This is a genomic window from Rhizobium leguminosarum bv. viciae USDA 2370, assembly GCF_002008365.1.
GTDB classification, from domain to species: Bacteria; Pseudomonadota; Alphaproteobacteria; order Rhizobiales; family Rhizobiaceae; genus Rhizobium; species Rhizobium leguminosarum.
On the sequence record NZ_MRDL01000054.1, the window covers coordinates 135,204 to 162,195 of the forward strand.

Annotated in this window: 29 protein-coding genes and 1 tRNA gene; 19 read left to right on the forward strand and 11 right to left on the reverse strand. The window is 60.4% G+C overall.

Annotated features, from left to right (window positions below):
• The first annotated feature begins 166 nt into the window (after positions 1-166).
• The 7 genes from BS629_RS32390 to pncB all read left to right on the forward strand — a co-directional run bounded on the left by BS629_RS32390 (position 167) and on the right by pncB (position 8,915).
• Positions 167-1,999: an extracellular solute-binding protein gene (locus BS629_RS32390; RefSeq protein ID WP_018244315.1), complete on the forward strand. Its 1,833-nt coding sequence runs from the start codon at positions 167-169 to the stop codon at positions 1,997-1,999.
• Positions 2,000-2,149: 150 nt separating this feature from the next.
• Positions 2,150-3,238 carry a microcin C ABC transporter permease YejB gene (locus tag BS629_RS32395; protein WP_018244316.1) on the forward strand — a complete coding sequence of 363 codons (1,089 nt, stop codon included), beginning with the start codon at positions 2,150-2,152 and terminating at the stop codon, positions 3,236-3,238.
• Positions 3,238-4,386: an ABC transporter permease gene (locus BS629_RS32400; protein WP_018244317.1), complete on the forward strand. Its 1,149-nt coding sequence runs from the start codon at positions 3,238-3,240 to the stop codon at positions 4,384-4,386. Before BS629_RS32395 ends, BS629_RS32400 begins: the two co-directional genes overlap by 1 nt.
• Entirely contained in the window at positions 4,383-6,020 is a 1,638-nt protein-coding gene (locus tag BS629_RS32405) for an ABC transporter ATP-binding protein (protein ID WP_018244318.1), read from the forward strand. Before BS629_RS32400 ends, BS629_RS32405 begins: the two co-directional genes overlap by 4 nt.
• Positions 6,021-6,028: 8 nt before the next feature.
• Positions 6,029-6,988 carry a 2-hydroxyacid dehydrogenase gene (locus BS629_RS32410; RefSeq protein WP_018244319.1) on the forward strand — a complete coding sequence of 320 codons (960 nt, stop codon included), beginning with the start codon at positions 6,029-6,031 and terminating at the stop codon, positions 6,986-6,988.
• 87 nt (positions 6,989-7,075) lie between these two features.
• The gene (locus BS629_RS32415) at positions 7,076-7,423 is read left to right on the forward strand and encodes a hypothetical protein (protein WP_018244320.1); all 348 of its coding nucleotides are present in this window, start codon (positions 7,076-7,078) and stop codon (positions 7,421-7,423) included.
• A gap of 187 nt (positions 7,424-7,610) precedes the next feature.
• A complete protein-coding gene (pncB, locus tag BS629_RS32420) occupies positions 7,611-8,915 on the forward strand; it encodes a nicotinate phosphoribosyltransferase (RefSeq protein WP_018244321.1) in 1,305 nt (434 codons plus the stop codon).
• Here pncB and BS629_RS32425 read toward each other — a convergent pair.
• The 3 genes from BS629_RS32425 to BS629_RS32435 form a co-directional block, all read right to left on the reverse strand.
• Complete coding sequence (locus BS629_RS32425; protein WP_018244322.1) at positions 8,897-9,136, reverse strand: CrpP-related protein; 240 nt, start codon at positions 9,134-9,136, stop codon at positions 8,897-8,899. The genes pncB and BS629_RS32425 overlap by 19 nt on opposite strands.
• Positions 9,137-9,573: 437 nt before the next feature.
• Positions 9,574-9,783, reverse strand: coding sequence for a KTSC domain-containing protein (locus BS629_RS32430; RefSeq protein ID WP_003555857.1), 210 nt, complete (start codon positions 9,781-9,783; stop codon positions 9,574-9,576).
• Positions 9,784-10,024: 241 nt separating this feature from the next.
• A complete protein-coding gene (locus tag BS629_RS32435) occupies positions 10,025-10,645 on the reverse strand; it encodes an RBBP9/YdeN family alpha/beta hydrolase (protein ID WP_018244323.1) in 621 nt (206 codons plus the stop codon).
• Positions 10,646-10,686: 41 nt separating this feature from the next.
• Here BS629_RS32435 and BS629_RS32440 point away from each other — a divergent pair, with 41 nt between their 5' ends.
• Positions 10,687-11,163 carry an Lrp/AsnC family transcriptional regulator gene (locus BS629_RS32440; RefSeq protein WP_018244324.1) on the forward strand — a complete coding sequence of 159 codons (477 nt, stop codon included), beginning with the start codon at positions 10,687-10,689 and terminating at the stop codon, positions 11,161-11,163.
• Between the two features lie 101 nt (positions 11,164-11,264).
• Here BS629_RS32440 and BS629_RS32445 read toward each other — a convergent pair.
• Positions 11,265-11,354, reverse strand: a tRNA-Ser gene (locus BS629_RS32445).
• Between the two features lie 229 nt (positions 11,355-11,583).
• Here BS629_RS32445 and BS629_RS32450 point away from each other — a divergent pair.
• From BS629_RS32450 to deoA, 9 genes are all read left to right on the forward strand, one after another.
• On the forward strand, positions 11,584-11,901 hold the full coding sequence (locus tag BS629_RS32450) for a hypothetical protein (RefSeq protein ID WP_018244325.1): 318 nt from the start codon (positions 11,584-11,586) through the stop codon (positions 11,899-11,901).
• A 317-nt stretch (positions 11,902-12,218) separates the two neighbouring features.
• Positions 12,219-13,211 carry a BMP family lipoprotein gene (locus BS629_RS32455; protein WP_018244326.1) on the forward strand — a complete coding sequence of 331 codons (993 nt, stop codon included), beginning with the start codon at positions 12,219-12,221 and terminating at the stop codon, positions 13,209-13,211.
• Positions 13,212-13,299: 88 nt separating this feature from the next.
• The gene (locus BS629_RS32460) at positions 13,300-14,811 is read left to right on the forward strand and encodes an ABC transporter ATP-binding protein (protein ID WP_020493415.1); all 1,512 of its coding nucleotides are present in this window, start codon (positions 13,300-13,302) and stop codon (positions 14,809-14,811) included.
• Between the two features lie 7 nt (positions 14,812-14,818).
• The gene (locus BS629_RS32465) at positions 14,819-15,922 is read left to right on the forward strand and encodes an ABC transporter permease (RefSeq protein ID WP_018244328.1); all 1,104 of its coding nucleotides are present in this window, start codon (positions 14,819-14,821) and stop codon (positions 15,920-15,922) included.
• Between the two features lie 10 nt (positions 15,923-15,932).
• The gene (locus BS629_RS32470; RefSeq protein WP_018244329.1) at positions 15,933-16,904 is read left to right on the forward strand and encodes an ABC transporter permease; all 972 of its coding nucleotides are present in this window, start codon (positions 15,933-15,935) and stop codon (positions 16,902-16,904) included.
• Position 16,905: 1 nt separating this feature from the next.
• Positions 16,906-17,295, forward strand: coding sequence for a cytidine deaminase (locus BS629_RS32475; RefSeq protein WP_018244330.1), 390 nt, complete (start codon positions 16,906-16,908; stop codon positions 17,293-17,295).
• Positions 17,292-18,092 (forward strand): purine-nucleoside phosphorylase, encoded by an 801-nt coding sequence (locus tag BS629_RS32480; RefSeq protein WP_018244331.1) that lies wholly within the window; start codon positions 17,292-17,294, stop codon positions 18,090-18,092. Before BS629_RS32475 ends, BS629_RS32480 begins: the two co-directional genes overlap by 4 nt.
• 114 nt (positions 18,093-18,206) lie before the next feature.
• Positions 18,207-18,983 (forward strand): deoxyribose-phosphate aldolase, encoded by a 777-nt coding sequence (gene deoC / locus BS629_RS32485; protein ID WP_018244332.1) that lies wholly within the window; start codon positions 18,207-18,209, stop codon positions 18,981-18,983.
• A gap of 1 nt (position 18,984) precedes the next feature.
• Positions 18,985-20,292, forward strand: a complete 1,308-nt coding sequence (deoA, locus tag BS629_RS32490) for a thymidine phosphorylase (protein WP_018244333.1) — start codon at positions 18,985-18,987, stop codon at positions 20,290-20,292.
• A gap of 6 nt (positions 20,293-20,298) precedes the next feature.
• Here the strand turns inward: deoA and BS629_RS32495 are convergent, their stop codons facing one another.
• The 7 genes from BS629_RS32495 to BS629_RS32525 form a co-directional block, all read right to left on the reverse strand.
• Positions 20,299-20,868: a TIGR02281 family clan AA aspartic protease gene (locus BS629_RS32495; RefSeq protein ID WP_018244334.1), complete on the reverse strand. Its 570-nt coding sequence runs from the start codon at positions 20,866-20,868 to the stop codon at positions 20,299-20,301.
• 125 nt (positions 20,869-20,993) lie between these two features.
• The gene (gene upp, locus BS629_RS32500) at positions 20,994-21,623 is read right to left on the reverse strand and encodes a uracil phosphoribosyltransferase (protein WP_012759721.1); all 630 of its coding nucleotides are present in this window, start codon (positions 21,621-21,623) and stop codon (positions 20,994-20,996) included.
• Between the two features lie 102 nt (positions 21,624-21,725).
• Positions 21,726-22,694, reverse strand: a complete 969-nt coding sequence (locus tag BS629_RS32505; protein WP_018244335.1) for an adenosine deaminase — start codon at positions 22,692-22,694, stop codon at positions 21,726-21,728.
• Entirely contained in the window at positions 22,691-23,911 is a 1,221-nt protein-coding gene (locus tag BS629_RS32510; RefSeq protein ID WP_018244336.1) for a phosphopentomutase, read from the reverse strand. The genes BS629_RS32505 and BS629_RS32510 overlap by 4 nt, the downstream gene beginning before the upstream one ends.
• A 109-nt stretch (positions 23,912-24,020) precedes the next feature.
• Positions 24,021-24,602 (reverse strand): TadE/TadG family type IV pilus assembly protein, encoded by a 582-nt coding sequence (locus BS629_RS32515; RefSeq protein ID WP_018244337.1) that lies wholly within the window; start codon positions 24,600-24,602, stop codon positions 24,021-24,023.
• Positions 24,602-25,237 carry a TadE/TadG family type IV pilus assembly protein gene (locus BS629_RS32520; RefSeq protein WP_018244338.1) on the reverse strand — a complete coding sequence of 212 codons (636 nt, stop codon included), beginning with the start codon at positions 25,235-25,237 and terminating at the stop codon, positions 24,602-24,604. The genes BS629_RS32515 and BS629_RS32520 overlap by 1 nt, the downstream gene beginning before the upstream one ends.
• 114 nt (positions 25,238-25,351) lie before the next feature.
• The gene (locus tag BS629_RS32525) at positions 25,352-25,759 is read right to left on the reverse strand and encodes a pilus assembly protein N-terminal domain-containing protein (RefSeq protein WP_018244339.1); all 408 of its coding nucleotides are present in this window, start codon (positions 25,757-25,759) and stop codon (positions 25,352-25,354) included.
• A gap of 380 nt (positions 25,760-26,139) precedes the next feature.
• Here BS629_RS32525 and BS629_RS32530 point away from each other — a divergent pair, with 380 nt between their 5' ends.
• Together BS629_RS32530 and BS629_RS32535 are read left to right on the forward strand one after the other, a co-directional pair.
• The gene (locus tag BS629_RS32530) at positions 26,140-26,346 is read left to right on the forward strand and encodes a Flp family type IVb pilin (protein ID WP_018244340.1); all 207 of its coding nucleotides are present in this window, start codon (positions 26,140-26,142) and stop codon (positions 26,344-26,346) included.
• A 127-nt stretch (positions 26,347-26,473) separates the two neighbouring features.
• Positions 26,474-26,986 carry an A24 family peptidase gene (locus tag BS629_RS32535; protein WP_018244341.1) on the forward strand — a complete coding sequence of 171 codons (513 nt, stop codon included), beginning with the start codon at positions 26,474-26,476 and terminating at the stop codon, positions 26,984-26,986.
• Positions 26,987-26,992: the final 6 nt, after the last annotated feature.

A 26,992-nucleotide genomic window follows, 5' to 3' on the forward strand; every position in this document is an offset into this window, starting at 1 on the left:
GCGGTGACGGATCGCCGCATGCTGCCAAGGCGGCCCGAAGAGGCGACACTCCGACACGGACCCGATGCTCGAAATTTCGCGCGCCCGGCAAAAACCAAACTCTCTCCTGTTTTTCGCCCGTATTTTTCGTATTGTCGAACCCATCAATAATCAGGGGAAAGCGTGAATGGCGGTTCTGTGGTCGAAGATCGGTTTGTTTCTGTCGCTTGCGGGTGCCCTGGCGCCGATGCCGGCAACGGGTCAGGACCAGCCCTTTCAGATCGGAAGCTCGGTCATCAGCGAGATGAAGTACAAGCCGGGCTTTACGCATTTCGACTATGTCAATCCCGATGCACCGAAAGGCGGAGACCTGCGCCTCTCCGCAAGCGGCGCCTTCGACACCTTCAACCCATTGCTTGCCAAAGGTCAGGCGGCGGTGGGCTTGACGCTCGTTTACGACACGCTGATGAAGCCCGCCGACGACGAGCTCCTCGTCTCCTACGGTCTGCTTGCCGAGGGACTGTCTTTTCCCGCAGACGTATCGAGCGCGACTTTCCGCCTGCGCAAGGAAGCGAAATGGGCGGATGGTCAGCCGGTAATACCCGAGGACGTCATCTTCAGTCTGGATAAGACGAAGGAATTAAACCCCCTCACGGCGAACTATTACCGCCACGTGGTGAAAGCCGAAAAGACCGGCGATCGCGACGTCACCTTCACCTTCGACGAAAAGAACAACCGGGAGCTCCCGAATATTCTCGGCCAGTTGGTGGTCGTGCCGAAACATTGGTGGGAGGGGCAGGGACCGGACGGCAAGCCACGCGATATCTCAAAGACGACGCTCGAGCCCGTGATGGGTTCGGGACCTTACAAGATTGCTTCCTTCTCGCCCGGCGCGACAATCCGCTATGAATTACGTGACTACTATTGGGGCAAGGACCTCAATGTAAATGTCGGCCAGAACAATTTCCGCAACATCATCTACACCTATTTCGGTGATCGGGATGTCGAGTTCGAAGCGTTTCGCGCTGGTAATAGTGACTACTGGCAGGAGACAACGGCTGCCCGGTGGGCGACAGGGTATGATTTTCCCGCGGTGAAGGAAGGACGCGTCAAGAAGGAAGAGGTTGCTAACCCGCTACGCGCCACCGGTATCCTACAAGCGCTGGTGCCCAACATGCGTCGTGACCTGTTTAAGGACGAGCGAATTCGCGAGGCCCTGAACTACGGCTTCGATTTCGAAGAGTTGAATCGCACCGTTGCCTTTAACAGTTACAAACGCATCGACAGTTATTTCTGGAATACCGAGCTCGCCTCCTCCGGCCTTCCACAGGGTAGAGAACTGGAAATTCTGCTGGGCATGAAGGATAAGGTTCCGCCCGAAGTCTTCACGACGCCCTATATCAATCCTGTCGGCGGCGATCCGCAGAAGAGTCGCGACAACCTCCGCAAGGCGATTGCACTTCTGAAAGAAGCCGGCTGGGAGCTCAAGGGCAACCGGATGGTCAATACCAAGACTGGCCAGCCGATGAGTTTCGAGATCCTGTTGTCGAGCCCCATGCTGGAGCGCTGGGCGGTGCCATATGCAAACAATCTCAGGAAAATCGGTATCGATGCGCGGGTGCGAACAGTCGACGCCTCGCAAGCTGTCAATCGCGAGCGCAGCTTCGACTTCGATATGATCTGGAATGTTTGGGCGGAGACCATGAATCCGGGCAACGAACAAGCCGACTATTGGGGATCCGGTTCCGTCAACCAACAGGGTTCTCGCAATTATGCCGGCATAGCCAACCCCGCCGTTGATGAGCTCATTCGCATGATCATCTTCGCGCCGAACCGCGATGAACAGGTCGCAGCGATCAAGGCGATGGACCGGGTCTTGCTTGCAAATCACTACGTCATCCCGCTGTTCTACCGTGATACCTATAACATCACCTATTGGAACACGGTCACGCATCCGGCCGAGTTTCCGGCGTACAGCGTTGGCTTCCCTGATGCCTGGTGGTCCACCTCGGCAAAATGAGCGGGCTTGCAATGCAGGGGCCCTCGGCTCCAAATGGCGCGAGCGAATCACGACAAGCCGGCAGGGCCGGCAAGGGAAGGCTGGCGGATTGAGCGGCATGAGACTGGACGGCAGGCAGACAAGAAGAACATTCCCGGAGGCTGAAGGCTGATGGGCGCCTATATCCTTCGCCGCCTGCTTCTGATGATCCCGACCATCGTCGGCATTATGGCGATTTCCTTCACCGTCATTCAGTTCGCCCCCGGCGGTCCTGTCGAGCAGGTGATCGCCCAATTGACCGGTCAGGCCGACAGTGCCGACCAGCGCCTGTCCGGCGGCGGCGATCTCCTCAGCGGCGGCGGCAGCGACGAAGGCTCGAAATATCGCGGTGCCCAGGGGCTCGATCCGGAACTGATCGCCAAGCTTGAAAAGCAATTCGGCTTCGACAAGCCGCCACTGACGCGTTTCGGCGAGATGATGTGGAATTACATCCGCTTCGATTTCGGCGAGAGTTTCTTCCGCAACACCTCCGTGCTCGAACTCGTCAAAGAAAAGCTGCCGGTGTCGATCTCGCTCGGCATCTGGATCCTGATCTTCTCCTATGCCATCTCCATCCCGCTCGGCATCCGCAAAGCGATCAAGGATGGATCGACCTTCGATGTCTGGACGTCGGGCGTCATCGTCGTCGGCTATGCTGTCCCGAGCTTCCTCTTCGGCATTCTCCTGATCGTGCTGTTTGCTGGCGGCTCCTTCTACGACTGGTTTCCGCTGCGCGGCCTGGTCTCCGACAATTTCGACCAGCTGGCCTGGTGGCAGAAGCCGCTCGACTATTTCTGGCACCTCACCTTGCCGCTGATCTCGCTTTCCCTGTCGGCCTTTGCGACGACGACGCTTTTGACCAAGAATTCCTTCATCGAGGAGATCAAGAAGCAATATGTCGTCACCGCCCGCGCCAAGGGCCTGAACCAGCGGCAGGTGCTCTATGGCCATGTCTTTCGCAACGCCATGCTGATCATCATTGCCGGTTTTCCCGGCGCCTTTATTTCCGCTTTCTTCACCGGCTCGCTGCTGATCGAAAACATCTTCTCGCTGGATGGCCTCGGCCGTCTCGGCTATCTCTCGGTCATCAACCGGGATTACCCGATCGTCTTTGCCACGCTCTACATCTTCTCGCTGCTCGGCCTCGTCGTCAGCCTGGTTTCCGACCTGATCTACACCTGGATCGATCCGCGCATCGATTTCGAGCGGAGGGATGTCTGATGGACGCCGCCGCAAATCCCGCCGTTGCAACACCCGTCAAGCCGCCGCGCAAGGGCCTGCTCTCGCCGACCAATATCCGCCGCTGGCAGAATTTCCGGGCAAACGGCCGTGGATACTGGTCGCTGTGGCTGTTCATGCTGCTGTTCGTCCTCAGCCTGTTTGCCGAGTTCATCGCCAACGACCGGCCGATCATTGCCTCCTACAAGGGCGAGGTCCTGTTTCCGGTCCTCATCGACTATCCCGAGGAGAAATTCGGCGGCTTCCTGGCCGAAACCGACTATCGTTCCTCGGTCATTGCCGACGAGATCAATGCCAATGGCTGGATGATCTGGCCGCCGATCCGCTATTCCTACCGCTCGGTCAATTCCAACATTCCGCATTCGGCGCCCACGGCCCCCTTCTGGCTGATGACGAAGGAGGAGCGCTGCGCCGGCTACCCGCAAGGGGTGAACGATCCGGATTGCACCCTCGGCAATCTCAACTGGCTCGGCACTGACGACCAGGCGCGCGACGTGCTGGCGCGCGTCATCTACGGCTTCCGCATATCGGTGCTCTTCGGCCTGGTGCTGACCATTTGCTCGGCGATCATCGGCGTGACGGCAGGTGCTGTGCAGGGTTATTTTGGCGGCTGGACCGATCTGCTGTTACAGCGCTTTATCGAGATCTGGTCGTCGATGCCGGTGCTCTACATCCTGCTGATCATCGCCGCACTCCTGCCGCCCGGTTTCTTCGTGCTGCTCGGCATCATGCTGCTCTTCTCCTGGGTCGGCTTCGTCGGCATCGTGCGCGCCGAATTCCTGCGCGCCCGCAATTTCGAATATGTCCGCGCCGCCCGCGCGCTTGGCGTCAACAATCGCACCATCATGTGGCGCCATCTGCTGCCGAACGCCATGGTCGCGACGCTGACCTTCTTGCCCTTCATCCTCTCTGGCTCGATCACCACGCTGACGTCGCTCGATTTCCTCGGCTTCGGCATGCCGCCGGGCTCCCCCTCGCTCGGCGAGATGATCGCGCAGGGCAAGACCAATTTGCAGGCGCCATGGCTCGGGCTGACGGCCTTCTTTGCCATGTCGATCATGCTTTCCCTGCTGATCTTCATCGGCGAAGCCGTGCGCGATGCCTTCGATCCGAGGAAGACGTTTCAATGAGTGACATGCCAGAACCGCTGCTTTCCGTCCGCGATCTCTCGGTTGCCTTTCATCAGGGCGGCGAGACCTCGCTCGCAGTCGATCATATCTCCTTCGATATCGCCAAAGGCGAGGTCGTGGCGCTCGTCGGCGAGTCCGGCTCCGGCAAGTCGGTCTCGGCCAACTCGATCCTGCGGCTTTTGCCTTATCCGTCCGCAAGCCATCCCTCGGGCGAAATCCTCTTCAAGGGCAAGGACCTCCTGAAGGCGTCGGAGCGGGCACTGCGGGAAGTGCGCGGCAACGACATCACCATGATCTTCCAGGAGCCGATGACCTCGCTCAATCCGCTTCATACGATCGAGAAGCAGATCGCCGAGATCCTGGCCTTGCACCAGGGCCTCACCGGCCAGCCGGCGCGCCAGCGCGTTCTGGAATTGCTGAACCAGGTCGGTATCCGCGAGCCGGAGAAGCGGTTGAAGGCCTATCCGCACGAACTGTCAGGCGGCCAGCGCCAGCGCGTCATGATCGCCATGGCGCTCGCCAACCGGCCGGAATTGCTGATCGCCGACGAGCCGACCACCGCCCTCGACGTCACCGTGCAGGCGCAGATCCTCGAATTGCTCCGGCAGTTGAAGGCCGTCCACGGCATGTCGATGCTGTTCATCACCCATGATCTCGGCATCGTGCGCAAATTCGCCGATCGCGTGTGTGTCATGACCAAGGGCAGGATCGTCGAAACCGGCACCGTCGAAGACGTCTTCGCCAATCCGAAGCATGAATATACCCGGCACCTTCTCGCCTCCGAGCCGCGGGGCGAACCACCGCTGGCCGATCCCTCGAAACCGATGGTGATGGAAGGTTCGGATATCCGCGTCTGGTTCCCGATCAAATCAGGGCTGATGCGCCGTATCGTCGATCACGTTAAGGCGGTCGACGGCATCGACCTTTCGCTGCGCGCCGGCCAGACGCTGGGCGTCGTCGGCGAGTCCGGCTCCGGCAAGACCACGCTCGGCCTGGCGCTCACCCGGCTGATTTCCTCAGAAGGACGGATCGCCTTCGTCGGCAAGGATATAGCCGGTTACTCGTTCAGTGAGATGCGGCCGCTGCGCAACCAGCTGCAGGTCGTCTTCCAGGATCCCTACGGATCGCTCAGCCCGCGCATGTCGGTCGGCGATATCGTCGCCGAAGGGCTGAAGGTGCATGAGCGCTCCCTGACATCAGAAGAACGCGACCAGCGCGTCTGCTGGGCGCTGGAGGAGGTGGGTCTGGATCCCCTGACCCGCTGGCGTTATCCGCACGAATTCTCCGGCGGCCAGCGCCAGCGCATCGCCATCGCCCGGGCCATGGTGCTGAAACCGCGCTTCGTCATGCTCGACGAGCCGACCTCCGCGCTCGACATGAGCGTCCAGGCGCAGGTGGTCGATCTCCTTCGCGATCTGCAGAAGAAGCACGACCTCGCCTATCTCTTCATCAGCCACGATCTGAAGGTGGTGAAGGCGCTCGCCAACGACGTCATCGTCATGCGGTTCGGCAAGGTGGTGGAGCAGGGACCATCCTCGGAAATCTTTCGCGCGCCGAAGAACGATTACACCAGGGCGCTGATGGCGGCCGCTTTCAACATCGAGGCGGTGCCGACGCTCGCCGTGCAGCAGTAAAGAAGATCATGTCCGCCCGTCCTCCCGTTCTCGTCGATATCAAGTTCAATCCCGAAGGCGTCGCCCGCGTGCTGAAGACGGCGTTTGCCGACCGGGGCAGCATCAATCTCGCCGATCCGGGCCATCAGGCCCGCGATCTCCGCGCGGTCGAATACGCGCTTCTCTGGAAACCGGATGCCGACCTTTTCGCGCGGGCGCCGAACCTCAAGGTAATCTTTTCGGGAGGCGCCGGCGTCGACCACATCATCGGCATGGCCGGCCTGCCCGAGATCCCGATCGTTCGCTTCGTCGATCGCAGCCTGACGACCCGCATGAGTGAATGGGTCGTCATGCAATGCCTGATGCATCTGCGCGGGCAATACGCCCATGACAACCACCAGCGGCAACGTGAATGGGCCAAGCTGATCGCGCCGGAGGCGGCTGAGGTGACGGTCGGCGTCATGGGCCTCGGCATTCTCGGGCAGGACGCGGTCGCCAAGCTGAGGGTGATGGGTTTTAACGTTATCGGCTGGTCGCGCAGCCGCAAACAGATCGACGGCGTCGAAACTTTCGATGCCAGCGAGTTGGACAACTTCCTCGCAAGGACCGACATCCTCGTCGGCCTGCTGCCGCTGACGCCTGAAACATCAGGCTTCTATGACGCCGGGCTGTTAGCGAAGCTGCGCCGCAACGGCGCGCTTGGGCAAGCGGTCTTCATCAATGCCGGCCGCGGCAAGAGCCAGGTCGAGGCTGATATCGTTTCCGCCATCCGCAACGGCACCCTCGGCGGCGCATCCCTCGATGTCTTCGAGGCGGAGCCGCTTGCATCAGACAGCCCATTGTGGGACTTGCAGAACGTCTTCCTCACGCCGCACGACGCGGCGGTGTCCGAAGAAAATGCGCTGTTCCGTCATGTCGAGACGCAGATTGCCCGTTTCGAGCGCGGCGAACCGCTGCAATTCGTGGTCGATCGCGCCGCCGGCTATTGAGCTTTCGGAACCTTCCAGACAGCCACCCGTTTCCTTTGCGGAAATTCTTGCGGCCGGCAAGGCCGGTTAAGACAGCGGAAGGAGACGATGATGGCGCATCAGACGGAAACACGCTGGGAAAAGTCCGATGGCAAGCTTCACAAGGAAGAGCTGATCCCGCCGGTGAACGCAAGGCAGGGACGCACGGGTTATCGCATTCTGACCGTATTGATCGTCGCGCTGGTGCTTGCCTTCGTTGTTTGGATACCGGTCGAGATTTGGGGCAAGCGCGAAGCGAACGAGGTGGCGCCGCAGCAGCCAGGCCAGCAGCTTCAGTCGCAGCAGCCTGCTCCGCCCGCCGCGCCGGCGCTACAGAACGGCACGGCCGTTCCAACCGAAACGCCGAACACCACGCCGGCCGCTCCGAATGTGGCGCCCGCAACGCCGGCCCGATAATCGTGAGCAAAACCATGTTCACGTCCCGCCGTGACACTGCGGCGGGACGTTTATTGTTTTGTCTGGACTTTAGCCGCCGATTTTTCGATAAGAAGGCACACGAGCCGGTTTCGTGCGCTGGCCCGGAACTTGGCAATACCCGGGAATTTGGCAGCACCTGACCGGAGTGGACAGGGGCAGGAATTTCATGGCCAGGACTGATATCGCAAGACGCGTCTACAATCACGCCTGGAAACTCGATCCGATCATCCGCAGCCTGATCGATACCGACTTCTATAAGCTCCTGATGCTGCAGATGATCTGGAAGCTCTATCCTGACGTTAACGCGTCCTTCACCCTCATTAACCGCACCAAACGGGTGCGTCTCGCCGAGGAGCTCGATGAAGGCGAATTGCGCGAGCAGCTCGATCATGCCCGCACGCTGAGACTCTCCAAGAAGGAGATGATCTGGCTTGCGGGTAACAGCTTCTATGGTCGCGCCCAGATCTTCGAACCGGAATTCCTCGCCTGGCTTTCCAATTTCCAGTTGCCCGAATACGAGCTGTCGAAGAAGGACGGCCAATATGTGCTGGATTTCCACGGATCGTGGAAGGAAACCACCATGTGGGAAATCCCCGCGCTTGCCATCGTCAACGAGCTGCGGTCGCGCTCGGCGATGAAGGCGCTCGGTCCCTTCACCCTCGATGTGCTCTATGCCAGGGCCAAGGCGAAGATGTGGTCGAAGGTCGAGCGGCTGAAGGAATTGCCGGGCTTACGGATCTCCGATTTCGGCACCCGCCGCCGTCACAGTTTCCTCTGGCAGCGCTGGTGCGTCGAGGCACTGAAGGAAGGCATCGGGCCTGCTTTTGCCGGTACCAGCAACGTATTGCTGGCTATGGATTCCGATCTCGAGGCGGTCGGCACCAATGCTCACGAGCTGCCGATGGTGGCCGCCGCCCTTGCCGAAACCGACGAGCAGTTGCGCAACGCGCCCTACAAGATCCTGCGCGACTGGAACAAGCTCTATGGCGGCAACCTTCTGATCGTGCTGCCCGATGCCTTCGGCACCGCCGCCTTCCTGCGCGATGCGCCGGAATGGGTCGCCGACTGGACCGGCTTCCGCCCGGACAGTGCCCCGCCGATCGAAGGCGGCGAGAAGATTATCGACTGGTGGAAGAAGATGGGCCGCGATCCGCGCCAGAAGCTGCTGATCTTCTCCGACGGCCTCGATGTCGACGCCATCATCGATACCTACCGGCATTTTGAAGGCCGCGTGCGCATGAGCTTCGGCTGGGGCACCAACCTGACGAACGATTTTTCCGGCTGCGCGCCGATCGAGATCTCCGGCCTCAACCCGATCTCCGTCGTTTGCAAGGTCAGCGCCGCCAACGGCCGGCCGGCGGTGAAGCTCTCCGATAATCCGCAGAAGGCGACCGGCGAACCGGCCGAGGTCGAACGCTACCTGAAATTCTTCGGTGCCGAGGACAGGATGGATCAGACCGTTCTGGTGTAGGTCTGGGCCAATGTGCCGCCATCCCGGGGCATATTGATGTGCCCCGCCATCGCATCCTCGATCGACCAACCGAAGCGCCAGGCGTCGAACATCGAGTACCATTCCTGAAAATCGGTGATCGGCAGGATATCCGGCTTCGACATCGGATTGTCGGCCAGACTGCGGCCACGCGCACGGTCCCGTGCGCCACGCTCCTGCATCTCAAGCAGATTCTCGAACATCTTTACCCCCGTCTTTATCCCGATTTATGCAATCATGCTAATAAAGCATTGTCGAGTCCGGATGCGACAATTCGGGTTTTTCACAGGATTAGCCCCAATTCGTTAGTTCGGGGGACGATTAGGGTCGCAACCGGCCCGGGGTCATCTCAATCAGACAAGCAGAGCATGGCGGCGTCCGCGAGCCGCTCATGCGCTTCGTCATCACGCACACAACGAGCACCCGTGACGGGGAGGCTCGACTTCCTGGCTGGGGTCCGCCGCCGAGCCTCCCGGCTGGCCGACCTTGAACAGGCCGGCAGCGCCGACACGTTGGCGCTTTCCGGCAAGGGCGATCCAACTCAGATGATATCGAGGGCTAACAACCGGTTAATATCCACCGGCCTCGTCCCGATCTCGCGCAGCCCCGCAATGCGTACCGGGCGCTACCGCTCGAATTTTCAGGCTGCCAGTCTGCGAAACCGGGTTCTGATCCGGTCGAGATAATAATGGCCGGGAGACGGCGCCACCGTCATCGCATGCGCTTCCGAGGAGGGAACACCTTCGAACAGACGCTCCTCGCCATTCTTGAAACAAATCCTGAGCCGGCCGTCTTCCTGGCTGAAATAGACGGATTTGATGATCTTCGACTTTACCGAAAGTTCTTCCACCTGTTTTACCTCTGTTTTTGATTTTGGCAGACGGTAAACCCAAACGTGCAAAGACGCGGTGAACTCGCATGGTAAAAAATCAGGAATCTTTCGGCGCTTTGAACCTCGCCGCGCCGCCGGAGCGACGGGTTCGATGAGACGAACGCACGCTTGCGAGCGGGGCATTTCGTTGCTCCGTCCCGACACGTCCAGCACAGGCAAGGCCTGTTTGGGCCATTTGATCGTGAACTCGAAAACAAGATCAAGGCCGTTCAGATTTTGCCAATCCGGCGGAAAACGCCGTCAGCAAGGCCTTTCCCAGGCCCCAGTCCTCAAGGCCGCTTTGCCCGTTGATATGGCCGAAAGGACCGATCGCGACAAGACCGCTGCCCCACAGATCCGCTCGCGCATGGGCATGGTCGAGCGTGCCGAAAGGATCATCGGCGCTTGCGATGATCAGAGTGGGGAAGCGCATCTTTTGCGGCGGCGGATCGGCGAATCCGGCAGCCTCCTCAGGGAATGACGCGGACTGCGGATCCGGGACCGCCACAAGAAATGCTCCGGCAACGGCAAGCGAAGAAGCCTGCTGCCAATGAGCGACCAGCAGACAGGCAAGGCTGTGGGCGACCAGCAGGGGAGGGGTTGCCGATGCGCCGACGGCGCGCTCCAGGGCTGAAATCCAGTCCGCCAGATCGGGTTTTTCCCAATCGGCTGGTTGAAAACGTCGCATTTCCGGGTTCGACTTTTCCCAGCGTGTTTGCCAATGAGCCTCGCCCGAACCGCCAATCCCCGGCAATATGATGATGTCCTTCATGTCTTTTCCTCTGATCGTCCGTGCAGGTGAAAATGATGCATTTTCATTTGCTTCGGAATGAATGATCATCGGAAAACCGCGTCTCTCTCCGATGATTTCAAGGTGATCCCATGGCTTTTCAGGAAAACAATCGGGTACTGCTCGATCCAACCGATATCGCAATTATCGAAGCGATGCAGGAAAATGGCCGCATTGCGATTTCCGAACTCGGTCGAAGGGTCGGGCTCTCTCAGCCGGCAGCATCGGAACGGGTCAAGCGGCTGGAAGACCGCGGCATCATTGTCGGTTACTCCGCCCGTATCGACCCCACCGCTTTGGGAATTGGAATGACGGCTGTGCTTCGCGTGCGCACGACGCATGAGCATATCAAAGCCTGCCTGAAACAGTTCGCGGAGATGCCGCAGGTCATGGAAGTATTGCGCCTCACCGGAGAGGACTGTTTCCTTTTGAAGGTGCTGGTTCCGTCGCCGGGAGAGCTGGAAACGATCGTTGACACGATCGCGCGTTTTGGGGCCGTGACGACATCTCTCGTGTTGCGCAGCGAGAATCCGAAGCCGATCGGACGCGCCCTGCTTCAGCGCCCTTGAGAATATGCGGACGACCGGCTTGTCCCAGCGAAGCGTGCCGCCACAACGCTTCCGCGTCCCGCTCTCGATACGGTTTGAATCAATATTGAAAATGAGGGATATGGCGGACAGGGTGGGATTCGAACCCACGGTACGCTTTCACGTACACACGCGTTCCAGGCGTGCGCCTTAAACCACTCGGCCACCTGTCCTTTTTTGGCGTTCGCGCCCGGATAGGAGCAAATCGTCGGAACGGCGCGATATATACCGATGAATTTTTGTCGATCAACCGAAATCTAACAGTTTTTTTGACTTCTTCCGATAAAACTCGCCTCGGCCACTCCATTGTGCTTCACCTCATCGACGACTATGTAATTCTCTAAGGTGGAGAATGGCGCGGCCGGCCGGAATTGTCCGGCATATCGAGCGTCGGAGGAATTGATGCGTTTCCTGTTGCGTCTGGCGAGTCTTGTCGCGCTTGCGGCGGCGGTTATTGCCGGGACCATCGATTCGATCCAGTCGGTTGCGGCGTCCTCCGTGGTGATGACGCCGATCTCCGATGCCTGGCAGGATGTGAGCCCGACAACCCTTACGTCGCTGCAATCCTCCCTTTCCTATTATATCCACCCGCGTTTCTACACCTTGATCTTCCAGTGGCTGATGCTCCAGCCGGCCTTTGCCATTTTCCTGGTGATCGCGCTGCTTCTGTGGATGATCGGCTACAAGAAGCCGCCGGTGGCCGGTCGCTTCACCGCATAGCAAGGTGGTTTTACCGGCACGATCCGGCGGGAAATCCCGTTGGGCATCGCCAGCTCTTCGACCTCGGTATCTGCCGTCGGATTGGCTAGAAAATCCGCATTCTGATGCAAGGAATGTCCAAAAATCAGCCCCGAAGAGCTGATTTTCGGCAATCGCTGCAAATCTTTACCAGCTGAAAAATTTCTGGTGAATTTTTCCGTGAGCCATGCAAGGATGCGCGCAGCCAGGCCTCCGGGGGGAGGTCGGTGGTTCCGCAGACATGCCCGGAAAGGGCTTGCGGGAGGACCCCTAACGAATAGCAACAACAGGGCTGCACAATGAAAAAATCCCTTCTCACTCTCTTTGCCGTGGCTGCCGTGTCGACGACGGCGCTTGCCGCCGATGTCAAGCCGGCGCTGGTTTACGGCACCGGCGGGAAGTTCGATAAGTCCTTTAACGAGGCGGCCTATAACGGTGCCGAGAAGTTCAAGGCCGAGACCGGCATTGCCTATCGCGACTTCGAGCCGACGGGCGACACCCAGGGCGAACAGGCCATCCGCAATTTCGCAAGCCGCGGTTTCAATCCGGTGGTTGCTGTTTCCTTCGCCTGGACTTCGGCCATCGAGAAGGTTGCAGCCGAATTCCCGGATACCAAGTTCATCATCGTTGACTCCGTCGTCGACAAGCCGAACGTCCGCTCGGTTGTCTACAAGGAAGAAGAAGGCTCCTACCTCGTCGGCGTTCTCGCCGGCATGGCGTCGAAGTCAGGCAAGGTCGGCTTCGTCGGCGGCATGGACATTCCGCTGATCCGCAAGTTCGAATGCGGCTACGAGCAGGGCGCACGCTCCGTCAAGGCCGATATCGAAGTCTTCCAGAACATGACCGGCACCACGGGCGCTGCCTGGAACGACCCGGTCCGTGGCGGTGAGCTCACCAAGAACCAGATCGACCAGGGCGCTGACGTCGTTTACGCGGCAGCTGGTGCCACCGGTCTCGGCGTTCTGCAGACGGCCGCCGACAACAAGAAGCTGTCGATCGGCGTCGACTCCAACCAGAACTACCTGCATCCGGGCTCGGTCCTGACCTCGATGGTTAAGCGCGTCGACCTCGCCGTCTACAATGCTTATAACGACACCAAGAACGACAAGTTCACCGGTGGCGTCCAGGCGCTCGGCGTCAAGGAAGACGGTGTTGGCGCGGCGATCGATGAGCACAACAAGTCGCTGATCACGCCGGAAATGCAGGCTGCCGTCGACAAGGCCAAGGCCGACATCATTGCGGGAACCATCAAGGTTCACGATTACACCTCGGACAACGCTTGCCCGAAGTGATCCTCGCCCGAATGTGATCGACGATTGAGATCGGGCGTATGGCGGAGGGGACTTTCGCCATACGCCCTTTTCTTATTTGGAGTCTGCAGTGACAGATAAGCCCGCTATCGAGCTTGTCGGCATCGACAAGAAATTCGGTGCCGTCCACGCCAACAAGGACATCAACCTCACCGTTGCCAAGGGGACGATCCACGGCATCATCGGCGAAAACGGCGCCGGCAAATCGACCTTGATGTCGATCATCTATGGTTTCTACCATGCCGACAGCGGCGAGATCCGCGTCAACGGCAATCCCGTCACCATCCGTGACAGCCAGGCGGCGATCGCCACCGGCATCGGCATGGTGCACCAGCATTTCATGCTGGTCGACAATTTCACGGTGCTCGAGAACATCATGCTTGGCGCCGAAGGCGGCATGTTGCTGGCCAAGGGTGTTGCCTCGGCCCGCGCCGAGCTCAAGCGGCTGGAAACGGAATATGGCCTGGAGGTCGATCCCGACACGCTGATCGAGGAACTCCCGGTCGGCCTGCAGCAGCGTGTCGAGATCCTGAAAGCCATGTATCGCGGCGCCGAGATCCTGATCCTCGACGAGCCCACAGGCGTGTTGACCCCGGCCGAGGCCGATCACCTTTTCCGCATCCTCAAGGTGCTGCGCGATCAGGGCAAGACCATCATCCTCATCACCCACAAGCTGCGCGAGATCATGGCAATCACCGATACGGTCTCGGTCATGCGCCGCGGCGAAATGGTCGCGACCCGCAAGACGTCGGAGACGACGGTGGAGGAACTGGCCGAGCTGATGGTCGGCCGCCGCGTGCTGCTGCGCGTGCAGAAGGGCGAGGCGAACCCGCAAGCCGCAGTGCTGTCCGTCCGCAACCTCACGGTCAAGGATAATCGCGGCGTCACCATGGTCGACAACGTCTCCTTCGACGTGCGCGCCGGCGAGATCGTCGGCATCGCCGGTGTCGCCGGTAATGGCCAGTCCGAATTGCTGGAGGCGATTGCCGGCATCCGCAAGCCGACCTCCGGTGAAATTCTTCTCGACGGTCAGACGATCGACAAGGCCGATCCCGCCCGCCTGCGTGATCTCGGCCTCGCTCATATTCCCGAGGATCGCCACCATATGGGCCTGGTGCTGAAATTCGAGGAATATGAAAATTCCGTGCTCGGCTACCATCGCCGCCCGGCTTACAGCAAAGGCCCGCTGCTCGATCTCGATGCGATCCGCAAGGATGCAATGGAAAAGATCGAAAAATACGATATCCGCCCGCCGAACCCGCGGCTGAAGACGGCGAATTTCTCCGGCGGCAACCAGCAGAAGATCGTCGTTGCCCGTGAGATCGAACGCGATCCGAAGATACTGATCATTGGCCAGCCGACACGCGGCGTCGATATCGGCGCCATCGAATTCATCCACCGCCGGATTATCGAAATGCGTGACGCGGGCAAGGCGATCCTGCTCGTCTCCGTCGAACTCGATGAAATCCGCTCCCTTTCAGACCGTATCCTTGTCATGTTTGCCGGCCATATCGTCGGCGAGAAGACGCCCGATGCCGGTGAACAGACCCTCGGCCTGATGATGGCCGGCATTGCCGCGTGAGGCCGTTATGAGCACTGCTTCCGTTCCACTACCAAACTGGATCAATTACGGCCTCATCCCGATTTTGAACCTCGTCGTCGCCTTCCTGATCTCCGGCTTCGTCGTCTGGATAATCGGGGAAAGCCCGCTCGATGCGCTGTCGCTGCTGATCCAGGGCGCGCTCGGCAATGGCGAAGGCATCGGCTTCACGCTGTATTACGCGACGAGCTTCATCTTCACCGGCCTCTCCGTCGCGGTGGCGATCCATTCCGGCCTCTTCAACATCGGCTCCGAAGGCCAGGCCTATGTCGGCGGCCTCGGCTGCGCGCTGGTGGCGCTGGCGCTCGATCGTTACGTGCCATGGTATGTGACGATGCCGATCGCCGTCGTTGGCGCCGGCCTGTTTGGTGCGGCCTGGGCCTTCATCCCGGCCTTCCTGCAGGCAAAACGCGGCAGCCACATCGTCATTACGACGATCATGTTCAATTATATCGGCGCGACACTGATGGTGTATCTCCTGGTGCATGTGCTGATCGTGCCCGGCAAGATGGCGCCGGAAACCCGCACCTTCCTCGAAGGCGGCCAATTGCCGAAGCTCGGCTGGGTTATGCAGCTGTTCGGCGCCAAGCTGGGGGCTGCCCCGTTCAACGTCTCCTTCATCATTGCGCTCGTTGTCAGCTACCTCGTCTGGTTGCTCGTCTGGCGCACCAAGCTCGGTTTCGAGATGCGCACGCTGGGCGTCAGCCCGACGGCGGCGGCCTATGCCGGCATCCCCTATGCCCGCACCGTGATCATCGCCATGCTGCTCTCCGGAGCGCTTGCCGGCATGATGGCGCTGAACCCCGTCATGGGCTCGTCGGCCCGCCTGCAGGTGGAATTCGTCGGTGGTGCCGGCTTCGTCGGCATCGCCGTCTCGCTGATGGGACGCAACCATCCGCTCGGCATCATCGTGGCGGCGATCCTCTTCGGTATTCTCTACCAGGGCGGTGACTGGATTTCCTTCGAAATGCCGAACATCACCCGCGAGATGATCCTCGTCATCCAGGGTCTGGTGATCCTCTTTGCAGGCGCGCTGGAATACATGTTCCGGCCGGCAATGGTGCGCCTCTACCAACAGTTCAAGCGCGGTTAAGGAGCGGGCGATGGATTATTATGACATCTTCATCAGCGTTCTGAGCTCGACCATCCGCCTGTCGATCCCGCTGATCTTCACTGCTCTTGCCGGTCTGTTTTCGGAGCGCGCCGGCATCTTCGATATCGGCCTTGAGGGCAAGATGCTGGGCTCGGCCTTTGCCGCCGCCTGCGTTGCCTATCTCACCGATTCGGCCTGGCTCGGGCTCTGTGCCGGCATCCTCTGTTCGGTGGCGCTGAGCCTGGTGCATGGCTTTGCCTCGATCACCAACCGTGGCAACCAGATCGTCTCCGGTGTCGCGATCAACTTCTTCATCGCCGGCATCACCATCGTGCTTGGGCAGGCCTGGTTTGGCCAGGGCGGGCGCACGCCGCAGCTGTCGCCGGAGTCGCGCTTCGCACCGATCATCCTGCCGGGCGCCGATGCCGCCCGTGGCATACCGATCATCGGCCCGATCTATGCCAATGTCATATCGGGTAACAATGTCCTCACCTATCTCGCCTTCCTCGCCGTGCCGTTTTCCTGGTGGGTGCTTTACCGCACACGTTTCGGCCTGCGGCTGCGCGCCGTCGGCGAAAACCCGGGCGCGGTCGATACGGCCGGCATCTCGGTCGCCTGGCTGCGTTACCGCGCCGTCATGTGTGCCGGCATTCTCTGCGGCTTTGCCGGCACCTATCTGGCAATCGCCCAGTCCGCCGCCTTCATCAAGGACATGTCGGCCGGCAAGGGCTACATCGCGCTCGCAGCTCTCGTCTTCGCCAAGTGGAAGCCTGTACCCGTCATGTTTGCCTGCCTGCTCTTCGGCTTCCTCGATGCGCTGGCAAATTTCATGCAGGGAAAGCAGGTGCCGCTGATCGGCGAAGTGCCGGTTCAGGTTTTCCAGGCGCTGCCCTATGTCCTGACCTGCGTCCTGCTTGCTGGCTTCATCGGCGTCGCGACTCCGCCAAAGGCCGGTGGCGTGCCCTATACGAAGGAGCGTTGATATGTCTCACGATCTGTTCGAAGCCGCCCGCGGCGCCATGGCCTTTGCCCATGCGCCCTATTCGAAATTTCCGGTCGGCGCGGCGATCCGCGCCGAGGACGGCAAGGTCTATACCGGCGCCAACATCGAAAACCTCTCCTTTCCGCAAGGATGGTGCGCCGAGCCGACGGCGATCAGCGCCATGATCATGGGCGGCGCGAAGAAGATCATCGAAATGGCTGTCATTGCCGAGAAGCTGCCGCTCTGCCCGCCCTGCGGCGGCTGCCGCCAGAAGATCTCCGAATTCGCCTCCAAGGAGACGAAGATCTACCTCTGCGATGAAGCAGGCGTGAAGAAGACCATGACGATGGAAGAGCTTCTTCCCTTCAGCTTCGAGACTGAACTCGGATGAAGGCGACGGTCAGCCTGCTCGCCGCACTGCTCGGCGGCATCAAGCCGCGCCACGGCATCGTGCTCGGCTCCGGTCTCGGCTCCCTCGTCGGTGAGCTGGACGGCGCCGTTCGTGTTCCCTATCGCGATCTGCCGGGCTTTCCCGTCAGCGCTGTCTCCGGCCATGCAGGCGAAGTCGTCGCCGGCCGCCTCGGCGGCGTGCCTGTCGTCATGCTTTCCGGCCGCGTGCATTATTACGAGAAGGGCGATGCCAACGCCATGCGCCTGCCGATCGAGGTGCTGAAGGCGCTCGGCGTCGAAGCGCTGATCCTGACCAATTCCGCCGGATCGCTGCGCGACGACATGCCGCCCGGTTCGGTGATGCAGATCACCGACCATATCAACTATTCCGGCATGAACCCGCTGATCGGTGAGGAAAGCGATCATCGTTTCGTCGGCATGACCAATGCCTATGACGCCGGACTTGCCGCGGCGATGCAAAAGGCAGCGGCAAAGCTTAAAATCGAGCTGGCGCAGGGTGTCTATATGTGGTTCTCCGGTCCAAGCTTTGAAACGCCGGCAGAAATCCGCATGGCGCGCATCCTTGGCGCTGATGCCGTCGGCATGTCGACGGTGCCCGAGGTGATCATCGCAAGAATGCTGGGTCTGAGGGTTGCCGCCGCCTCCGTTATCACCAACTATGGGGCAGGCATGACCGGCAATGAGCTTAGCCATGAAGAAACCAAGGACATGGCGCCCATCGGCGGCGCCCGTCTCGCCGCGATACTGAAAGACATGATTGCGGCTAGAACAGGATGATTTTAGGCCGGGTCGGCCTAAAATCTGAATCCTGTTCTAAATTATATAGTTAGAGCATGATGTCGTCCGAAAACCGCGCACACTTTTCGGCCTCATGCTCTAGAGGAAGCGAAGATGAATAGCTATTCCAACCGGGAAACGGCGGCTGTCGCCCTTTCTCTTCTCGACCTCACCAATTTGAAGGATGATTGCACCGAGGCGCAGATCGACGCGCTCTGCGCCCGCGCGCAGACGCCCTACGGCAACAGTGCTGCGATCTGCATCTGGCCGCGGTTCGTCGCTCAGGCCCGCAATATCCTTGGCACGGGCCATGCCGTGCGTATCGCGACCGTCGTCAACCTCCCCTCTGGCGATATGGAAGTGGCCGATGTCGCTGCTGAAGCACGCGAGGCGATTGCCGATGGGGCCGATGAGATCGATCTGGTCATTCCCTACCGCAAGCTGCTCGCCGGCAACGAGAAGGCGGTGACCGACATGGTCAAGGCCGTGCGCGCCGAATGCGCCGGCCACGTTCTTCTGAAGGTCATCATCGAGACTGGCGAGCTGAAGGATGCGGCATTGATCCGCCGTGCCGCCGAACTCGCCATCGAAGCCGGCGCCGATTTCATCAAGACCTCCACTGGCAAGGTCGCCGTCAACGCGACGCTCGAAGCCGCCGATATCATGATCCGCGCTATCCGCGAAAGCGGCCGCAAGGTCGGCTTCAAGCCCGCAGGCGGTATCGGCTCGGTGGCTGATGCCGCACTCTATCTGAGCCTTGCCGAAACCATCATGACACCGGACTGGGCGATGCCGTCGACGTTCCGCTTCGGCGCTTCCGACCTGCTCGACGATATCCTGGCGGTTCTAAGCGGAACACAGTCAGCATCAGCTGCGGCGTCGAGCTACTGAAATGATTCCGCAGGAGATCATTCGGCGTAAGCGCGATGGCGACGAACTCGACGCCGCCGATATCAGGTCCTTCATCGCTGCGCTCGCTGCCGGTCGATTGTCGGAAGGCCAGATCGGCGCATTCGCCATGGCCGTCTGGTTCAAGGGCATGTCGCGGGCCGAAATCGTGGCCTTGACGCTGGCGATGGCCGATTCCGGTGACAGGCTGCAATGGGCCGATATCGACCGCCCGATCGCCGACAAACATTCGACCGGCGGCGTCGGCGACAATGTTTCGCTGATGCTGGCGCCGATCGCGGCCGCCTGCGGCCTCGCCGTTCCGATGATCTCCGGACGCGGCCTCGGCCACACCGGCGGCACGCTGGATAAGCTTGAATCCATTCCCGGCTATAGGATCACTCCGGACGCCGACCTGTTCCACAAGGTCGTGAAGGAGGCGGGATGCGCTATCATCGGCCAGACCGGCACCTTGGCGCCCGCCGACGGCAGGCTCTATGCCGTGCGCGATGTGACCGCCACCGTCGATTCCATTCCCCTCATCACCGCCTCTATCCTCTCGAAGAAACTTGCGGCCGGGCTCGAGACGCTGGTGCTTGACGTCAAGGTTGGCAACGGCGCTTTCATGGCTGACCGCGGCCAGGCGGAGATCCTGGCGCAATCGCTGGTCGAGGTGGCCAATGGCGCAGGCGTGAAAACCTCGGCCCTGATCACCGACATGAACCAGCCGCTTGCCGATAGTGCCGGCAATGCCGTCGAGATGCGCAACTGCCTGGATTTCCTGGCAGGCAGGAAAAGAGACACGCGGCTTGATATCGTCGTTCTCGCCTTCGCCGCCGAGATGCTGGTGAAATCAGGCATCGCCGCTTCGCCTGACGAAGCCGAGGGGATGGCGCGTCAGGCCTTGTCATCGGGAAAGGCGGCTGAAGTCTTCGCGCGTATGGTATCGATGCTCGGCGGCCCGTCCGACCTCATCGAAAATCCCGACCGACACCTGGCCAGGGCGCCTGTGGAAAAACCCGTTCCGGCCGCCCGGTCCGGCTGGCTTGCCGCCTGCGATGCGCGCGGTATCGGCGTTAGCGTCATCGATCTCGGCGGCGGAAGACGCCATCCGTCGGATCGGATCGACCATCGCGTCGGCTTTTCCGAACTCCTGCCGCTTGGCACCCGTGTGACCGCGGGCGAACCGATCGCTCTCGTTCATGCCGCTGACGAAGCCGCGGCGGAGAGGGCGGCTGCGGCGCTTGCCATGCACTACCGCATTACTGACGACAAGCCGGAGACGACGCCGGTGATTGCAGGCCTTGTTTGACGCAGTTTACTGCTTGAGGCTGAGCGAACCGTCGGCGACGGAATAGGAGGCGAGCTTCTGCAGGAAACTCATGCCGACCAGCGTCGTCGTCAGCGCATCGTCCCTCAGGACGAAGGCTTCGACATCGCGGACGCGAATGCCGCCGATTTCGACCCGGTCGAGTGTCACATGCGCGGCCTTCGTCTGGCCGTTCGCAGTGTTCACCCCGTAGCGGAAATCGAGCTGGTTGGCGGTGAAGCCCAGTCGGCGGGCGAGCGTCTCGTTGAGCGCCACATAGGTGGCGCCGGTATCGATCAGACCTTGCACCGGCTTGCCGTTGATCTTGAAGCTGCCGGTATAGTGGCCCTGTGCATCGGCCTGCAGGCGGATCGCATTGCTGCCGTAGACGGGCTCCGGTGCGGCCGGTTGGTCGGTTTCGGTCGATACATAATTGGCGGAGAGAGCGTCAGCAGGCTGCTGGCTGGTGCCTCCGAAGAAGGAAGGCACCTGTGTGGCGAGCACCGCGGCGATGCTGGCGAATAGGACGGTACGCACGAGCATGAAACAGAAATCCTTCCTGTATAAACCCCGCTTCATGCGGGGCCTCATGCTTCAGACCTCCTAAACCTCAAGTGCTGATAAGTTGCTAATATCGACGCCGAAAGGCCCGGAGCGAACCACCGGGCCGTAAAGTCTTTCGATTTGGTAAAGGAAAGCTGAAATTACTTGGTGCCGTACATGCGGTCGCCGGCATCGCCGAGACCGGGCACGATATAGCCCTTCTCGTTGAGATGACTGTCGATCGATGCGGTGAAAACCGGAACATCGGGATGCGCCGCACGGAAGTTGCGGATGCCTTCCGGCGCGGCAAGCAGGCAGAGGAAGCGGATATTGTGGGCGCCGCGCTCCTTGAGCTTGTCGATCGCCGCGATCGAGGAATTGCCGGTTGCAAGCATCGGGTCGACGACGATGATCAGTCGCTCGGCCACGTCCTCCGGCGCCTTGAAGTAATATTCGACCGGCTGCAGCGTCTCGTGGTCGCGATAGACGCCGATATGCGAGACGCGCGCGGATGGCACGAGATCGAGCATGCCTTCGAGCAATCCGTTGCCGGCGCGCAGGATCGAGGCGAAGACCAGCTTCTTGCCTTCGAGGATCGGCGACTCCATCGTCTGCAGCGGTGTCTCGATCGTTTCCATTGTCAGTTCGAGATCGCGGGTCACCTCGTAGCAGAGCAGTGTCGAGATTTCGCGCAGCAAACGCCGGAAACTTCCCGTCGATGTCTCCTTGCGCCGCATGATGGTGAGCTTGTGCTGCACAAGCGGATGATCGATGACCGTGACGCCGTCCATGGGGAAGCCTTTCATTCTTTCTATCGAATGTTTCTTTCACGGAAATCGGCCCGACCGCAAGAGTGGTGGTCAATTTGCGCCGATCTTCCCCAACCTCTACCCTCAAAGCCGGGCAAGCAAGACCTTGCGCGTCTGCTCGTCGACGAAGGCCGCCTCGATCGCAGTGCGTGTCATCGCGTCGATCTCGGCGTCGCTGAAACCGAAAACCCCTGCGGCAAATTCGTATTCCTGCTTAAGCGATGTATGGAAGAAAGGCGGATCGTCCGAGCTGATCGTCACCCCCACGCCTGCTTCCTTCAGCCGGCGCAGCGGATGGGAAGCAAAATCGGGAAACACCCCGAGCGCGATATTGGAGCCCGGGCAGATCTCGAGCACAGTTCCGAGATCGGCAAGCCGCTTCACCAAGTCGAGATCCTCGATGGCGCGCACGCCATGACCGATGCGCGAGGGGCGCACCGCATCGAGCGCGTCGGCGACGCTGAAGGCGCCGCAGACCTCGCCGGCATGGATGGTCAGTCCGAGGCCGGCATCGCGGGCGATATCGAAAGCGCGGGCATAATCGGCGACGCGCCCCATGCGCTCCTCGCCGGCAAGGTTGAAGCCGGTAATCAAAGGATTGCCGGCCTTTGCCGCATATTCGGCAGCACCAATCACGCTCTCCGGACCGAAATGCCGCTCGCCGGTGACGATCAGCCGGGCCTCGATGCCGCTCTTTTCCCTGGCCCGCCGGATGCCTTCGCAGATACCCGCAATATAGGGGTCGGCCCCTAGGCCGATGCGCTTGCCGTGATCGGGCGAGACGATGAGTTCGCTGTAGATCGTATGGATGCCGGCGAGTTCGTCGAGATAGGTTTCGGTCAGAAGCGCATAGTCCTCCTCGGTCCTGTAGACCTCGGAAACCTTGTCGTAACATTCGAGGAAGCTTGCGAAATCATGCCAGACATAGGCTCCGTCGCGAAGTTCAGCGCTGATGTCGACGCCATATTTCTGCGCCTGCGCCGCGGTCAGAGCTGGAGGGGCCGCACCCTCCAGATGGCAGTGCAGTTCGACCTTCTTCAAATGCGATGTCACAGAAAGCTCCTTCCGTGCGGCCCCGTCGGGATGCCGAGATGCCGAGCGATGCTCTCGCCGATATCGGCATAGCTGCGGCGCACGCCGATCGAACGCGACCGGATGCCCGGGCCATAGGCGATAACAGGCACGCGCTCGCGCGTATGGTCCGTGCCGCGCCAGGTCGGATCGCAGCCATGATCGGCGGTGAGTACGACGAGATCGCCGGGCTTCAGTTTCTTGTGGACTTCGGGTAAGCGCGCATCGAAGGCCTCGAGGGCTGCGGCATAACCCGGCACGTCGCGGCGATGGCCATAGATCATGTCGAAATCGACGAAATTGGTGAAGACGAGATCGCCGTCCTCAGCCTCGTCAATCGCCGAAAGCGACGCATCCATTAGCGCCTCGTTGCCGTTCGCCTTGATGACCCGCGAGATACCCTGATGCGCGAAGATATCGCCGATCTTTCCCACAGCATGCACGTGCCGGCCGTGCTCGATAAGCCGGTCGAGCAACGTCGGCTCCGGCGGCAGCACAGAAAAGTCGCGCCGGTTTCCTGTGCGCTGGAAGGTAGAGACGGACTGGCCGATGAAGGGCCGGGCGATGACGCGGCCGATATTGTAGGGATCGAGCAGCCCCCTGGCCAAACGGCAGAAGGCGAGCAGACGATCGAGGCCGAAATGCACCTCGTGCGCAGCGACCTGGAAGACCGAATCCGAGGAAGTATAGCAGATCGGCTTGCCGGTGCGGACATGTTCCTCGCCCAGCCGGGCGATGATCTCTGTTCCCGAGGCATGGCAGTTGCCGAGAATGCCGGACACGCCAGCCTCCCTGCACAATGCGTCGATGAATTCTTGAGGAAAGGCGTCGCCCTCGATCGGGAAATAACCCCAATCGAAACTGACAGGTGTTCCCGCGATCTCCCAATGGCCTGATGGCGTGTCCTTGCCGCGTGAGATTTCGGTGGCGGCGCCATAAATGCCGTAGACCTTTTCTGGGACCTGCATGCCGGCCGGGAACCGGCCTGACGCCGACCGCGCAATGTGCATCAGCCCGAGTTCCGACATGTTGGGCAGGGAAAGCGGCCCTTCGCGCAATCCGGCGCGGTCCCCGGCGCCGGCTGCGCAGAACTCGGCGATATGGCCGAGCGTATCGGCGCCCTCGTCGCCATAGGCCGACGCATCCGGCGCTCCGCCAACGCCGAAGGAATCCAGAACGAAAAGAAAGGCACGCGCCATTTTACACCCGAGAGAGCCGATCGCCGGCCTCTGGAATGTCGGAGGCGGCTGAAATCCAGCCATATAATGCTGCGGCCGGCTTGGCAAATTCGAGAAGTGGGAAGGGCCGTCAGCAGTCGCCGCAGGGGATCGAGTCGCCTTGCCGCTGGCGGTAGAAATAACTGCGGCTGATGGTGATCGTGCGCATGCCGTCCGGCATGAAGTTCGGGGCGAACAGGAACATCGTATAGGGGATGCTGAGCTCGGTACGGACCAGGAAACTGTTCGCCGTCTTCATATCAGACGGCACGTTGGTCACCGTGGCATTCTTGGCATAGGGCACCGTCCCGTCCCGTGCCCAGGACCAGAGCACTTTCGCATTGGCGCTGGCATCGATGGTAATCCCGGTGATCTTCAGCGTCAGCGACGTCGAGTTGTAGGGCATGAAGATCGCGGTTGCGACCGATGGCATCTGCGCGAGCGTGCTCTTCGTGACGGATTGTTGCTGGGTGACGACATCGGCCACCGTCCCCGCAGCGCGTGTCGCGCGCTTGCTGACGCTGAGGCCGATCGTGATCTCGAAAGCGCCGATATAGAGCATGATCAGCACGGGAAAGAGGATCGCGAATTCGATCGCTCCGGCACCCTTGCGGTCTCGGGCCAGTCGCCGTGCGGTCAGGACCAATCTGGTGAACGGGTTGCGCAACGCCATTATGGATACTGCTCGTTCTGGAAGGCCGCGGTTGCGACGATCAGATATTGGCTCGGCATCGAACCGTCGGAGGGGCGTATCGTGGTGATATAGGGTCGGACCAGATCCGTGATGATTTCCCAGCGGTAATAGGCGCGGACCATATTGATCGTGCCGGCGCCGCCCGGCGCATATTTGAAGGCCGCCGTATTGATATCGGCATATTTGTCGGTGGAAAGCTTGGGGATCGTCGTCGGAATGGCCGAGAAGGTACTGAACGTCTGAACATCCAGGTAGAGCTTGCTCGGCGTGGCGACTTCGCTCGCCGAGCAGCGGACTAGGATCGAGATCTCGTTACAGAAAGCCTGGCGGAATTGCGCCTGGTTCATATCGGTCGTGCGGCCGAGATTATAGGTGATCTGCCCGGTTCGCATCCGGCGGCTCATCGTATCGACGCCGTTGGAGACGAGTTCTTCGGCGGCGAAGGCGACGAAAGTTTCGAGGATTGCGAAAATCACCAGGAAATAGGGAATGGCGAGCAGGGCGAATTCGATCGCCGCTGCGCCGTCGCGCGAACGGGAGAGAGCGCGAAACCGTGAGAAACGGAACGGAGCGAAGGCGCGCCGCTTATCCGTCTGCTGATCAATTGCCGTCATTGCCTGGATCCGCGCGACATTTTCCAGTCGTCAGACTAAGGTCCGTTCGTTGATTTTCCGTTTCAACCTGACACGACGATTTTAACGAATGGCCGAAGAACCGAGGCAGGCCGATCAAGGCGAGGTGCCCGTGGTCGCCTGCTGCGCATGCTGCTCGCAGTTCGGCGTGCAGGACAGCACGGAGCGCTGCGTCTGCCGGTAGACGCGCACCGTATTACCCTCGTCGATCGACACCAGGATACGTTCGTCGAGGATCGCGTTGCCGTCGGCATCGAGGAGGACCAGATTAGTGGTGCCGAAGCTGCGTCCCGTGAGCACGATGGTCTTGGCGTCGGCGACGGTCGCATCGGCAACCGCGGCATTGCCGACAATCACCTTGCTGACAGGGCGATCGAGCTTCAGGACGCGCGCGTGATCCATGTAGACGCGCAACATGTCATCGTCTGCGGCCGCGGAAACTCCCGAAATACCGAAAACGGCGATCATGCCGGCAAAGAAAATGGTTTTGCCGCTCGATGACATTGGGTCCTCTTTCACGATCACAGCGCAATATGCGCATAGAATGGAAAAAAATGGTGAACGAAGCCTTAAGCCTGCCGCCCTGTTCCAGGATGAAGCGTAATGCTCCGATCTGACACGGTCTCCGGGCAAGGTACCCTTCGGCTGGAAGCGGAATTAGTGCTATTTCCGGATGAATGCAGCGATTATTCCCGGAATATTGTTAAATATTGAGGTAAGCGCATAAGAAAATACTGACCGTACAAAGGTCTGTTGTCTCGTTCACATGTCGTTAACTCTTTTCCTTAAGCCGATGGAAACGGCCATTCGCTAGGTTGCAGTCATCCGATCAACGGCAAACAGTTGGCGGACGTGCTGAACATCAACTGGAGTTAGGAGTTACCATGACCAAGCTTTTTAGCCGTTTTCTGAAGGACGAATCCGGCGCGACCGCAATCGAATACGGCCTGATCGCTGCTCTCATTTCCGTAGCGCTCATCACCGGCGCAACGACACTTGGCACCAAGATCGGCGACACGTTTAACAACCTGAGCGACCGGATGGATGACGCCGCCACCCAGGCCGCTGGCACTACGACCACCACTCCGTAAGGCAGGGGCGCCGTCACGCGGCCCTCACAATATTGCCGGTCGGATTGATCTGGCCGATATATATAGAGCGGGCTCACAGGCCGAACGGCCGTGGGCCTTTTCGCTTCAAGTCACATCGGGTATAAGTATGATCGCAGCTGCAGTCTTCGTGATACTGCCACTCTGCCTCGCCATGGCGGCCTTCTCGGATCTGTTCACCATGACGATCCCAAACCGCGTTTCCCTGATCCTCATTGCCTCCTTCCTCATCCTCGCGCCGCTTACCGGCCTGAGCTTGGAGATGATAGGCATGCATCTTGCCGGCGCCGCCATCGTCTTCAGCGCCTGCTTCGCTCTTTTTACCTTCAATGTGATGGGCGGCGGCGATGCCAAGCTGTTGAGCGCCACCGCGCTCTGGTTCGGTCTGAACGAATCGCTGCTTTTCCTGATGACCGATGTCGCCGCGATCGGCGGTCTCATCACCTTGCTTATCCTGCTGGTGAGAACGCAGTCCAATACCATCCTCGCCATCGGGCTGCCGGTGCCGAACTCGGTCCTGCTCGCCAAGAAGATCCCCTACGGCATCGCGATCGCGATCGGCGGCTTCATGGCCTTTCCTTCCTCGCCGCTCTTCATCGCCGCGCTGGAAAGCCTGAAATGACGGCAT